The following is a 12,100-nucleotide window of genomic DNA, read 5'->3' as shown; positions in this document are numbered from 1 at the left end:
AATGTACAAACTACTTTTGGTGGAGGACGATAATGCCCTGGGATATTTATTGTCGGAATATTTGGGAATGAAGGGCTTTGCCGTAAGTTGGGCAAAAAATGCAGAAGAAGGAGTTCAAAAAACAAAGACCAACGTTTTTGATCTTGCCATCTTGGACGTTATGTTGCCAGATATGGACGGTTTTGAACTCTCGCAGAAAATAAAGAGCATAAACCCCGAACTTCCGTTTATTTTTTTAACGGCAAAATCGTTAAAAATAGATGTATTAAAAGGATTCTCTCTCGGCGCAGTTGACTATCTTAAAAAACCGATAGACGAAGAGGAATTGGTGGTAAGGATCAATGCACTCCTTGCCCGATTGGTGGCCGATAAAGTGGAAGAACCCCATGTTTCTCAATATATAATCGGGGATTATTTGCTGAACATGGATAATTTTGAACTGAATTATAAAGGGGAATCCATAAAGTTAACGGCCAAAGAGTTTGATCTATTGGCGCTTTTGGCAAAGAACAAGAACCAACTTTGCACCCATAAGGAGATACTCACCACTGTATGGGACAAAAATGATTATTTCAACAAAAAAAGCCTGAACGTCTTCGTTTCGCATTTGCGCAAACATTTGGGTAAAGATCCCAGATTGAGCATCGTAAATGTTAGTCGAAGAGGATTTATGTTGCGCGAATCGGAAGTGTAATCACATATTTTGGCTTAATATTTGAGGCGGCTATTTTAAACTAGAATGCCATTTTGTTGATTGTATGCTGAAGTTTCTAAAAAAACGTGCCCCCAAGCCAACGTTGTCCCAACTTGATAGTTTATATGCGAATACCATTCGTAAATGCCCATTGCAAGAGCAAATATCTTATTGTCAAAGACTTATTGAAAGCTCACAATATCAATTAAGACAATCCTGTCCCAAAGTGGAAACCGATTTCTTCAAGAATCTTATAGAAGCTGCGGATATTGAATTGAAAAAGCTCAAATCTGTTTCGTCTGGTTCATAGCGTAGGTTTGAATGTGTTAGACTTCGTTAAATCTTGCCGTTGTGGGGGATTCGAAATTTAAAATTTTCCGGAACTTTTACAATGCTGAATTACTTTTATAACAGAGGGAATACCTTTTAATTGTAACGATCTTGTAGATCATACGACTGTTATTCCAAATGTTTTCCCATGGGGAAGCACATAAGAATCTCAATTTATATATATGAAAAACATTATTGTAACAATTTTCGGTGTCTTGGCTACAACTACTTATGGACAACAAATCCTTACTCCAAAAAGTAATAACATAGAAAAAAATGCCTTTACAGATGAAGCATACACCTTGAACTGGTATATGGTCCAGGATTCCATAATGCGTGCGTTGGGGAAAGTCGATACCGAAATCATAGTAAAAGATGATGAAGTTAACTTTGTGGTCAATGTGAGAATTCCAAATGCCACGACTCCTTGGGTGGATACCACTATCGTTAAAAAACAGGATTTTGCGCCCATTTATCATTCCTCATACAATCAAAATAGGGATATGGTACTGAAATATGGAAATCAGTTGACAGGTTATTATTTTGATAAGAAGAGTGAGGAAAAAACAATTATCAATGAAAGTTTACCGGCATCAATTTTTGATAGCAGTAGTTACCCACAATTGATTCGATGTCTTCCCTATGAAGATGGTTTTAGCGCTGCAATTTCCATCTTTGATTACAATCCGAAGGCTAAAATCGGGGAATTGTCCGCATCCATCAACCAAGTAACTTCCCATAAAATGAAGTATAAGGGAAGTACCTTGGATGTATGGAAAGTAGATGTGACCGATGATATCAGTGATAACCGAGTCCTGAACACCTATTATATAAGCAAAAGCTCCAGAAAGCTCTTGAAACATATCATCGATATGAATGGTAGGAAAATGATCATGGAAAGAGAAACCCCGTAAATTAAAACCGCTTCCCCATTTAGTAAACACGCTAAAAGCAGTAACTTTAAGGTTGAAAAATAGACTCAATGAAAAATTCAATCCTTCTTCTAGCCCTGTTTTCAATTTGTATTAATGCATTTGCCACGGACACCAAACTTATGGTTAGGGCAAAGGCAAAAGATGCCAAGTTTATTGGTAGTTCCATCGGAGGGGCACATATTATCGTTAGAAACACTTTAAACGGGCATATCTTGGCAGAAGGGGAAACCACCGGTAGCACTGGAAATACAGACCTTATTATGAGAAGTCCCCATGAACGTTACACCCAACTGTCCGATAATGATACAGCTGGTTTTTTAGCGGTTGTGGATATTGATGAACCAACTTTTGTTCAAATAGAAGTAATATCTCCTATTAACAAAAGAAATGCTCAAATACACGCTAGTACTCAAATATGGCTTATACCGGGAAAAGATATTTTGGGCGATGGGATAGTATTGGAAATACCCGGCTTTATAATCGACATATTGGAGCCCAATACACATCAATATATTCCATTGGAAACAGTGATAACATCGGGCATCAATATTAAAGCAAATATTGTGATGATGTGCGGTTGCCCCATTCAAAAAGATGGACTCTGGGACTCCAATCTTATGGAAGTCAGGGCCGTTGTGCAAAAGGATGGCGAAGCATATACCAATGTACTGTTGGACAATCCAGGACAGAATATTTTTGAAGGTAATCTGGCTGTCAAGGAATCCGGCTACTATCAGATCACGGTCTATGCATACAACTCCAAAACGGGGAACACGGGGGTGGATAAAATCAACTACGTGGTCCGAGATTAATTTATGGGCTTACTTGCGTATTTGGATTGATTTGGATGGTGAAAAATAGTACCTTTTACAAATCTATATCAATCCGGCCTTATGAAAAACCATATTATGTTCTCCCTTTTTGCTGCGATATTTGTGATTGCATGCAATCCTAAACCCAGAACCGATTTACTACAAAACGGAATTCCCCTTAAAATGGCGGAATATCGCAAAGAGCAGGTTTCCAACGTAATATATGCGCTTACCTTCGATATTCCCGAAGAGCGGCAAAAACCCATACCTTCCAAAATGAAGCTGGATTTATCCATCCATGATCTTTCACATCCGCTTTACCTGGATTTTAATGCAGATAGTACGTTGCTAAAAAACATAAAGGTGAATGGGCAAAACCAAACCATAAACCATCAAAAGCAGCATATAATCATTTCGGAAAACCTTAAAAAAGGACCAAATACCATAGATATCGAGTTCAATGCCGGTGAAATGTCGCTAAACCGAAATCAAGACTATTTGTACACCCTTTTAGTGCCAGATAGGGCAAGTACATTGTTCCCATGTTTTGATCAACCGAACATCAAGGCACGCTACATGTTGAATGTTGTCGTACCAAAGCAGTGGAGCGTCTTATCCGCTTCTTCATCGAAAGAAAAAAAAGAGGTAGGGGACAAGCACTATCTTTCTTTTGTGGAGAGCGACCCCATGAGTACCTACCTGTTTTCGTTGGTGGCCGGAAAATTTGAATCGGTCACCGAAAATCCAGGAGCGTTCGATATGACCCTGTTGTACCGAGAAACAGATTCCTCCAAAATTGAATTCAGTATACCTCGAATTTTTGATCTACACCAGCGTTCTATAGATTTTCTTAAGGACTATACCCAATACGATTTTCCTTTCCAAAAGTTGGATTTTGCAGCCATACCTGGCTTTCAATATGGAGGTATGGAGCATGTAGGTGCCATACAATACAGGCAATCCGCCATTTTTTTGGATGAAAGCTCCACCGAACGGCGCAGAATGGGAAGTGCCAAATTAATTGCCCACGAGGCATCACATATGTGGTTTGGGGATCTGGTGACCATGGACTGGTTCAACGATGTATGGATGAAAGAGGTCTTCGCCAATTTTATGGCAGATAAGATCATAAATCCAGCCTTTCCAGAAATCAACCATAATTTACAATTTCTAATCTCCCATTACCGAAACGCTTATGGGGAAGATAGAACAAATGGAACCAACCCCATCCGGCAGGATTTGGCCAATCTAAAAAATGCGGGCAGTCTGTATGGATCTATCATTTACAACAAAGCGCCCATAATGATGCGCCAGTTGGAAGCCACCATTGGCGAAAAGGCATTTAGAGATGGTGTTCGGGAGTATATTTCTACTCATGCCTATGGTAATGCAACTTGGAACGATTTGGTTGATATTTTGGATAAAAAAACGGTTCAAGATCTAAAACAGTGGAGCAATGTTTGGGTGAATCAATCCGGTAGGCCCGTAATTACGGATAAAATTGAATATGTTGATGGAAAAATAGCCAGGTTTGTCATCACGCAAAATGCCGAGGATGGTAGCGATAGATTATGGCCGCAAAGTTTCGAGGTATCCTTGGTATATCCGGATAGTACACGAACCATTCCAGTGTCCATTTCCAAGAAAAACACTTCTGTGGATTTAGCAATTGGTCTGTCCAAGCCCAACGCCATTATATATAATTCCAATGCTTTTGGGTATGGAGTTTTTCCGGTTAACACATCAGATCTGGACATAATTCCCAATCTGGAAGAGGAGGTAGCTCGAGCCTATGCCTACTTAAATACCTACGAGAATACATTGACCGGAAATTTATCCGCCGAACAAACCTTTGCTCTTTTGATAGCAGGTGTTTTAAACGAGGAAAACGAGTTTGTCCATGGAATGCTCACTGGATTGGCAAAAAACTTATACTGGAGTTTTTTGAATGATCAACAACGTGCGGAACACAATAATTTGATCGAAAATCGACTTTGGGTGAAATTGCTTCAAACCGATGTAAATCCCAATCTTAAAAAGAACATTTTTGATTTTTGGCAAGGAATAGCGTATTCAGAAAAGGCGAAGGAAAAGTTATACGGTGTGTGGAACAAGACTGTCCAAATTCCTGATCTAATGCTTAACCAGGATGATTTTTCCGAGATGGCCATGTCCCTGGCATTGTATGAGCACAGGCTGTCCGAAAAAATTTTGGAAACGGCCAAAGCCCAATTGAATAATCCGGACAAAATTGAGCGTTTCGAGTTTTTAAGGCCTGCCCTATCTTCCGATGTTGCTGTGAGGGATGCCTTTTTTGAGTCCTTTAAAGACGCCAAAAACCGCGAAAAGGAATCTTGGATAACCACAGCTTGCAGATATATCCATCATCCTTTGCGCCAAAAAACGGCAATTGAACAAGTACCTTTGGCCTTGGAGCTTTTACAGGAAATTCAACAAACGGGAGATATCTTTTTTCCTAAACGCTGGCTTGTGGCAACGGTAGGGCAATATCAATCCAAGGAGGCCGTGCAGCATGTGGAATCTTATTTACGGAACCATCCGGATTTGGAACCTTTCTTAAAGGGCAAGTTGTTACAGGCCACAGATAACCTCTATCGATTTAACCGTTTGTAGTTGTTTTTTTTTAGGTAATGGATTAACTCATGCTTGGTTAAAAGCGTTACTTCCCAATACAAAAATTGGAAAAAATATTGCCCAAAAGGTCGTCCGTAGTCACGCTTCCCGTAATCTCGCCCAAATGATACAAAGCTTGTCGAATATCTATGGCCATCAAATCGCTGGAAAGTTCCATGTCCAAACCTTCTTTTACTTTTTGAATTTCTTCCAGGGCTTTTAAAAGAGCGTCGTAATGTCTGCTATTGGTAACGATGGTACTGTCGCCGCTCAAAGCACCCGAATCAACTAATGATAATAGTTTGTTCTCCAATTCAGAAATACCCGTTTTAAACTTTGCTGAAAGAAATAGGACTTTGGGGATTTCTTTTTGAACCTTATTTTTTTGTTCCTCGTTCAAAAGGTCCATTTTATTGCAAATGGGCAATAATTGCTTGTTAGGGTATCTTTCTTGTATACTTTCTAGCTCTTTTATGTTAAAATTCATTCCATCGAACAGATACACAATGAGCCGAGCTTTTTCAATCTTGTCGAAAGTTCGTTCGATACCGATTTTTTCAACAACATCTTCGGTTTCACGGATTCCAGCGGTATCAATAAACCTAAAACCGATACCTTTTATGCTTATATGATCCTCGACCGTATCTCGTGTGGTACCCGCGATTTCACTTACGATGGCTCTTTCCTCGTTCAATAAAACATTGAGCAAAGTTGATTTCCCGACATTGGGTTGCCCTACAATGGCCACTGGAATTCCATGTTTTATCACATTGCCCAAGGCGAAGGAATCAATTAATTTTTTAAGGACGTTACTGATTTTGGTAAGCAGTTCGTTGAACTGGGTTCTGTCGGCAAATTCCACATCTTCTTGCGAAAAGTCGAGTTCAAGCTCAATTAACGATGCAAAATTAAGAAGTTCTTGTCGCAATTCTTGGATTTCGTTGCTAAACCCTCCGCGCATTTGCTGCATGGCTATATCGTGGGCTGCTTCACTATCGCTTGCTATTAAGTCCGCCACAGCTTCGGCCTGACTCAAATCCATTTTGCCGTTTAAAAATGCTCTCAATGTAAATTCTCCGGCAGATGCTGTACGACACCCATTTCTTAAAAGCAATTGTATGATCTGTTGTTGAATAAAAGGCGAGCCATGACAGGAAATTTCCACTACATTTTCGCCTGTGTAGGAATGTGGTCCTTTAAAAATGTACACCAAGGCTTCATCCAAAATTTTGGCACCGTCTACAATGTTCCCCAAATGTATGGTATGACTTTTTTGCTGGACCAGTTCTTTACCTTTGATGGATTTGAACAATTGATCTACTATACTGATGGCCTGTGGACCCGAAACTCGGATTACGGCAATGGCCCCTGTTCCCGATGGGGTTGCCAAGGCTACGATGTTATCTGAATACGACATGGGCACAAAAGTACAAATAAGCTGCTGTTTGTAACATTTTTATGGATTTGTATACTAATAAGTTGAATCATCAAAATCAATCAAAAAATGGAAGTAATAAATCACAAAGCAGTTAGAACGGACAATACCTTGTTGGCCGTAACACATTTGACACAATTATTGGGCTATGCCATAGGATTTGGCAGCTTGATCGTTCCCTTGATCATTTGGTTATCCTCCAAGGATAGGGTAGAGGGGATGAACGAACATGGAAAGGCCATTATCAACTTTCAGATAAGTCTTATCCTATATATTATAATCAGTATTCCTGCCATCCTACTTTTGGGATTGGGCATATTAGGTTTGATCGGTGTTGCTATTATAGGATTTATTTTACCTATTGTAAATGCGGTAAAGGCCGCAAATGGCGAATCCCCTTCTCATTTTATGACCATCAGGTTTATTTAAAAACAAAAAAGCTGGAACAAAGTTGTCCCAGCTTTTTTAATTATGGTTGGATAGTTGATTTAGTTGTTCAGCATCACCGGCATTACCAGCATGGTAACATGCTCTCCTTCGTCCAGTCCATCGATCGGTGTTAGGATACCCGCTCTGTTCGGCAAGCTCATTTCCAAGGATACTTCGTCGGAAGAAAGATTGTTCAACATTTCCAAAAGAAACCTTGAGTTGAAACCGATTTGCATATCGTCTCCTTGGTAGGAGCAAGAAAGTCTTTCCTCGGCCTTATTGCTGTAATCCACATCTTCTGCGGAAATGTTGAGTTCCGCTCCGGCAATCTTTAATCGAATCTGATGTGTTGTTTTGTTCGAAAAGATAGAGACCCTTCTTACAGAGCTCAGGAACTGATTCCTTGCTATTGTAAGTTTGTTCGGGTTTTCTTTTGGGATCACGGCTTCGTAGTTCGGATATTTTCCATCGATCAATCTACAAACCAACTCAGTATTGTCAAAGTAGAATTTTGCATTACTATCGTTGTATTCGATGGTGACTTCGGATTCTGAACCTGCCAAAATGCCTTTCAATAAAGTTAAAGGTTTTTTGGGCATAATAAATTCGGCTACTTCCGAAGCTGTTACATCTTGACGTTGATATTTCACCAGTTTATGGGCATCGGTGGCCACAAAGGTCAAATTTTCCGGGGAAAACTGGAAGAATACGCCGCTCATTACCGGACGAAGGTCATCGTTGCCTGCGGCAAAAATGGTCTTGTTGATCGCCGTGGCCAAAATATCGCCCAATAGGGTAGTGGAACTCGGGTTCGAGACTTCTACTGCCTTTGGGAATTCGGCACCGTCGGCATAGGCCAAGGCATATTTACCATGATTGGAACTAATTTCCACTGTATTGTTGTCCTCAACAACAAATGTTAAGGGCTGTTCCGGAAAAGTTTTTAGCGTATCCAACAGTAATCGTGCGGGAACCGCAATGGTACCTTCGGAATCGGAATCCACATCTAGAACCGTACTCATGGTAGTTTCCAGATCGGATGCGGAAACGGTCAGTTTACTTTCTTTTAGATCGAACAAAAAGTTATCAAGGATGGGCAAGGTGTTGCTATTGTTGATAACTCCTCCCAAAACCTGAAGCTGTTTCAATAAATATGTACTCGATACAATAAATTTCATCAACGAAATACTTTAGTATGGCTGCCTTTTTGGCAATTTACCCCTGTTCCAGGGCCTTTAAAATCAATAAAAACAAATATATCCCAAATGGATTAAGCAAAGAAACAATTTTATTAACAGTTACAAGGCAAATTTGCGCTTTCTGTAATATCCGAAGAAAAGGCCGAACAGTAAGGTTAAAATTACTGGCAATCCAATATTTACAAGCTGCCATTTGGTTTTTTGCTCAGCTATTTTTTTAACATCGAGCAATGGAATGGTCACTTTTTTGTTCCGAATGTTAATAAGCCCGGTATTGTCCAAAAGGTAATTTGTGCTGTTCACCAAAAATTCTTTGTTGCCATAAAAGCTATTGGTCCATTTGTCGTACCCCAGTTCCAAGGGCCTTCCGTTCCGCAACTGGTTCTTGACAATATCCCCATCAGAGATTACGATCATTTTATTTTCGGGCCCTTCCTCTAAAGTATTCTGTAGTTTGAGTGGTTTCACTCTGTTTTTGTACATTGAAGTAAAGTTACCTTCGATCAAAACGGCCAAAGGTAGATTACCATTGGTATAGTTCTCCCTGTTAGGTTGCTGGTTGATCATTTCCAAACTAACTATTTTTGGGATGCCATCGGTTTTGGATAGTGGTGAACTTTGTAGCAAAACTGTTTTTTTGTAATCGTTTTCCAGAATATCCATTGGGCTGGTAAATTGGAAACGAACCGCTTCAATATTGGTATTGATGGGGTGATTGTTCTGGGAAAAAACCATGGGATAATAGAACCAAGGCAGCGGATTGTACTGGGAATCGTTTCCTTCGCCCGTGGCCAGGACAATTTGTGTAAAATACAGGTCGTTTACCAGTACGGGATTGATCCTAACGCCATATCTAAAGAACAGGTCTTTTAAGTTGAGGTCTCTTGGTACTGCAATGGCCTCACCGCCACCGGCATAAATACTGTCCATTTCCATACTTACTTGATCTATCATCCAAATGGATTTGCCCCCGTTGACCATATATTGATCGAGAACATACTTTTCTTGATCGGAAAATGCTTGTGTTGGCTTGGCAATAACGGCCAAATCAAACTCCTTAAGTTGATTTAAAACACTTTGCGGATCGGAAGCTACGGAATCCAATGTTATGGCAGCAATATTATAGTAATCCCTAATGGTGGTAAGATAATCCGCAATGTACATATCATCCAGCTCACCGTTTCCTTTAATAATGGCCACGCTCTTTTTTTCTCCGATGTTGAGTTTGGTAAAGGCGTCCGCAAAGGCATACTCCAATTGTTGCACGGAATTATTGATACGATCTTCGGCAGTGGCTCCCAGTTTGTTTTTTAGCAATGGTACTTTTACGGTCTGGTCCTTATAATTGACCATAGCCCATGGAAAAACCAGCTCGTTGGACACTTTTCCATTTTCCTCTACAGTAACATTTGCAGGCTGTAGCCCCAAGCCCTGTAGTTCGGCAATGGTTTGTTCCGCAAGTTCCTCATCTGCCAGCGGGTCCACCAAATTGTATTTAATATTCTTGTTTTTTGATGCAAAGGATTCGATCAGTTGTACGGTTTCCGATTTTAACTTGGAAAATTCTGCTGGAATGTTACCGTCCAACAGCACATCTATAATTACGGGCGATTCAAATTTTTTGGCCACTGTTACCGCTGGCTCGGAAAGGGTGTACCTTTTATCTTCGGTAAGATCAAAACGGGTATAGACAAAACTGGCCAACAAATTGATTACTGTAACAGCTATAAGTATTTTTAATGTGGATACAACAAACTTTCCCATTATCGCGGTAATTGTTTTAAACGTTGAAAAGTAAGATAAAGGAATAATAGGGTCAACGATACAAAATAGATCAGGTCACGGGTGTCTATCACTCCTCTTGCAATACTGTCAAAATGTGATCTGGCGCCAATGGCCTCAATGGTTTGTTGGGTTTCTCCGTTGGAAAATAAGGAGGAAACGGCATCAAACCCATTAAAAATCAGAAAGCAGACCAAAATACCAACCAAAAATGCGATGATTTGGTTATCGGAAAGGGTAGAGGCAAATATTCCGATGGACGTGTAACAGGCCATTAAAAACAACAATCCAAAGTAGGACCCCAAAACCACTCCTAGGTCGTAATTACCCTCTACCATTCCCAAGCCTGATATGGCAAAAACATAAACGATTGTCGGAATCACGGCAATGACACACAATAGGAATGCACCCCAGAATTTACCTAAGACCAACTTCCAAACGGAGATAGGTTTAATGAGCAATAATTCGAGAGTGCCCATTTTTCGTTCTTCGGAAAAGCTCTTCATGGTAATTGCGGGCACCAAAAAGATGAAAATCCAGGGAGCCAGCAAAAAGAAGTTGCCCAAATCGGCGAAGCCATAGTCAAAAATGTTGTATTCGCCCTTGAACACCCATAAAAAAAGTCCATTGAGCATTAAAAACGACCCCACGATCAAATAACCGATGGGCGATGTAAAAAAAGATCGTACCTCTCTCTTAAAAATTGCAAACATTAAGACGGGTTTGTTGATTGTAATTTATGAACACTCCAAGCTTCGGGTTTATCGGAGAACAATTTTTTGGTATTGCCCCAAACCTCTTTAAAAAAATCAGAATTCCTGTAGTTGTTGAGATGCGATTCCGTATCCCAAAAACTATAGGTGAAAAATATATTGGGATTACCAATGTCCTGATATAATTCTACCATGTTGCAGCCTTCAAATCCCAAAATACCATTTTTCGATTCTTCAAAGATTCGTTCAAAACTAGCAATATTTTCGGGTTTAAAAGTCAGTTTTACGATGCGTATCAACATTTACAGAAAATTTATGGTTACGGTATCCCTATAATTTAGGCCAAGAAGCGTTGAAGCACCTCCGACCGAATTAAGGTCACTTTTGTAAATGGCAAGCTCTATATAACCGGCTGAATTGAAAAGGGCAAGGGCGTCGCCGGGTCCCTTGCGCTGGTTCCGTTCCAAGTTGTAATTTACAATACCGTTATAACTTTGGTGTACTTGCCGTATTTTGGTGGTCCGAGCAATTATTTCAAAATCACGTCCATTCCTATATGCCTCGAACAAATTTTTCTGAATATTGGTAACCACGTTGCCGTAATTGTCAATATAGATCACATTGCCAGAAATAGTCTTGCCCTCGTTGGTTATTCTTGGTTCAAAATCGCGTATTTCCTTTAAGCTTTCCAGAGGTTTGCCGATCACTTCCAATTTACCGCCCCGGGCAATATGGCAGGCTACTTGTACAAATACGTCCAGAACAGGGAAGGCAGTGGGCCGTGAATTGGGCAGATCTATCTGCACCACTTTTTCCGGTTGTACCTCGGAGGTTATCAAGGAAATTACGCCACTGTTCGCACTTACAAAGTAATGTCCATCTACCTGTACAACCATGTGCTCATTTTCTGGGGATACTTCGGAATCGACCCCAACAATATGTACCGTTCCCTTTGGGAAAGATCGGTATGCATTTTTAAGGATGTAGGCGCACTCTTGTATGTTAAATGGTCCTATGGCATGCGAAATATCAACAATGTTGATGTCAGTCAGGTTGCTCAGTATTGCCCCTTTTACCGCACCAACAAAGTGGTCTTTATATCCAAAATCTGTGGTCAGGGTTATGATTGCCATGCAA

Annotated in this window: 11 protein-coding genes; 5 read left to right on the top strand and 6 right to left on the bottom strand. The window is 40.3% G+C overall.

All coding sequences use genetic code 11. The features are described 5' to 3' along the window. Position 1: 1 nt before the first annotated feature. The 4 genes from ACXAFK_RS10385 (at position 2) to ACXAFK_RS10370 (ending at position 5,405) form a co-directional block, all read left to right on the top strand. Complete coding sequence (locus ACXAFK_RS10385; protein WP_313777773.1) at positions 2 to 694, top strand: response regulator transcription factor; 693 nt, start codon at positions 2 to 4, stop codon at positions 692 to 694. A 512-nt stretch (positions 695 to 1,206) separates the two neighbouring features. Continuing rightward, positions 1,207 to 1,938: a DUF3108 domain-containing protein gene (locus ACXAFK_RS10380; RefSeq protein ID WP_474957697.1), complete on the top strand. Its 732-nt coding sequence runs from the start codon at positions 1,207 to 1,209 to the stop codon at positions 1,936 to 1,938. A 68-nt stretch (positions 1,939 to 2,006) separates the two neighbouring features. Further along, positions 2,007 to 2,771, top strand: coding sequence for a hypothetical protein (locus ACXAFK_RS10375; protein WP_474957696.1), 765 nt, complete (start codon positions 2,007 to 2,009; stop codon positions 2,769 to 2,771). Between the two features lie 81 nt (positions 2,772 to 2,852). Then, entirely contained in the window at positions 2,853 to 5,405 is a 2,553-nt protein-coding gene (locus ACXAFK_RS10370) for a M1 family metallopeptidase (protein ID WP_474957695.1), read from the top strand. 46 nt (positions 5,406 to 5,451) lie between these two features. Here the strand turns inward: ACXAFK_RS10370 and mnmE are convergent, their stop codons facing one another. Then, positions 5,452 to 6,822 carry a tRNA uridine-5-carboxymethylaminomethyl(34) synthesis GTPase MnmE gene (mnmE, locus tag ACXAFK_RS10365; RefSeq protein WP_474957694.1) on the bottom strand — a complete coding sequence of 457 codons (1,371 nt, stop codon included), beginning with the start codon at positions 6,820 to 6,822 and terminating at the stop codon, positions 5,452 to 5,454. An 87-nt stretch (positions 6,823 to 6,909) separates the two neighbouring features. Between mnmE and ACXAFK_RS10360 the strand changes: the two genes are divergently transcribed. Then, entirely contained in the window at positions 6,910 to 7,269 is a 360-nt protein-coding gene (locus ACXAFK_RS10360; protein ID WP_224837207.1) for a DUF4870 domain-containing protein, read from the top strand. 59 nt (positions 7,270 to 7,328) lie between these two features. On the opposite strand, the gene dnaN is transcribed toward ACXAFK_RS10360, so the two are convergent. The 5 genes from dnaN to ACXAFK_RS10335 all read right to left on the bottom strand — a co-directional run bounded on the left by dnaN (position 7,329) and on the right by ACXAFK_RS10335 (position 12,096). Beyond that, on the bottom strand, positions 7,329 to 8,447 hold the full coding sequence (gene dnaN / locus ACXAFK_RS10355; RefSeq protein ID WP_224837208.1) for a DNA polymerase III subunit beta: 1,119 nt from the start codon (positions 8,445 to 8,447) through the stop codon (positions 7,329 to 7,331). A 120-nt stretch (positions 8,448 to 8,567) separates the two neighbouring features. After that, on the bottom strand, positions 8,568 to 10,232 hold the full coding sequence (gene gldG, locus ACXAFK_RS10350) for a gliding motility-associated ABC transporter substrate-binding protein GldG (protein ID WP_474957693.1): 1,665 nt from the start codon (positions 10,230 to 10,232) through the stop codon (positions 8,568 to 8,570). Further along, positions 10,232 to 10,963 carry a gliding motility-associated ABC transporter permease subunit GldF gene (gene gldF, locus ACXAFK_RS10345; RefSeq protein ID WP_474957692.1) on the bottom strand — a complete coding sequence of 244 codons (732 nt, stop codon included), beginning with the start codon at positions 10,961 to 10,963 and terminating at the stop codon, positions 10,232 to 10,234. The genes gldG and gldF overlap by 1 nt, the downstream gene beginning before the upstream one ends. Next, a complete protein-coding gene (locus tag ACXAFK_RS10340; protein ID WP_224837211.1) occupies positions 10,963 to 11,265 on the bottom strand; it encodes a putative quinol monooxygenase in 303 nt (100 codons plus the stop codon). The genes gldF and ACXAFK_RS10340 overlap by 1 nt, the downstream gene beginning before the upstream one ends. Then, the gene (locus ACXAFK_RS10335; protein WP_474957691.1) at positions 11,266 to 12,096 is read right to left on the bottom strand and encodes an SAM hydrolase/SAM-dependent halogenase family protein; all 831 of its coding nucleotides are present in this window, start codon (positions 12,094 to 12,096) and stop codon (positions 11,266 to 11,268) included. Positions 12,097 to 12,100 lie beyond the last annotated feature (4 nt).

This window comes from Flagellimonas sp. ABD4_174 (assembly GCF_056160185.1).
Note: the sequence above shows the minus strand (reverse complement) of the source record. Positions and strands in the feature narration are given on the sequence as shown.

What these genes read in the sequence shown, in the direction of transcription:
- ACXAFK_RS10385 (WP_313777773.1), top strand. Translation starts at nt 2, where the DNA reads ATGTACAAACTACTTTTGGTGGAGGACGATAATGCCCTGGGATATTTA.
- ACXAFK_RS10380 (WP_474957697.1), top strand. Translation starts at nt 1,207, where the DNA reads ATGAAAAACATTATTGTAACAATTTTCGGTGTCTTGGCTACAACTACT.
- ACXAFK_RS10375 (WP_474957696.1), top strand. Translation starts at nt 2,007, where the DNA reads ATGAAAAATTCAATCCTTCTTCTAGCCCTGTTTTCAATTTGTATTAAT.
- ACXAFK_RS10370 (WP_474957695.1), top strand. Translation starts at nt 2,853, where the DNA reads ATGAAAAACCATATTATGTTCTCCCTTTTTGCTGCGATATTTGTGATT.
- mnmE (WP_474957694.1), bottom strand. Translation starts at nt 6,822, where the DNA reads ATGTCGTATTCAGATAACATCGTAGCCTTGGCAACCCCATCGGGAACA.
- ACXAFK_RS10360 (WP_224837207.1), top strand. Translation starts at nt 6,910, where the DNA reads ATGGAAGTAATAAATCACAAAGCAGTTAGAACGGACAATACCTTGTTG.
- dnaN (WP_224837208.1), bottom strand. Translation starts at nt 8,447, where the DNA reads ATGAAATTTATTGTATCGAGTACATATTTATTGAAACAGCTTCAGGTT.
- gldG (WP_474957693.1), bottom strand. Translation starts at nt 10,232, where the DNA reads ATGGGAAAGTTTGTTGTATCCACATTAAAAATACTTATAGCTGTTACA.
- gldF (WP_474957692.1), bottom strand. Translation starts at nt 10,963, where the DNA reads ATGTTTGCAATTTTTAAGAGAGAGGTACGATCTTTTTTTACATCGCCC.
- ACXAFK_RS10340 (WP_224837211.1), bottom strand. Translation starts at nt 11,265, where the DNA reads ATGTTGATACGCATCGTAAAACTGACTTTTAAACCCGAAAATATTGCT.
- ACXAFK_RS10335 (WP_474957691.1), bottom strand. Translation starts at nt 12,096, where the DNA reads ATGGCAATCATAACCCTGACCACAGATTTTGGATATAAAGACCACTTT.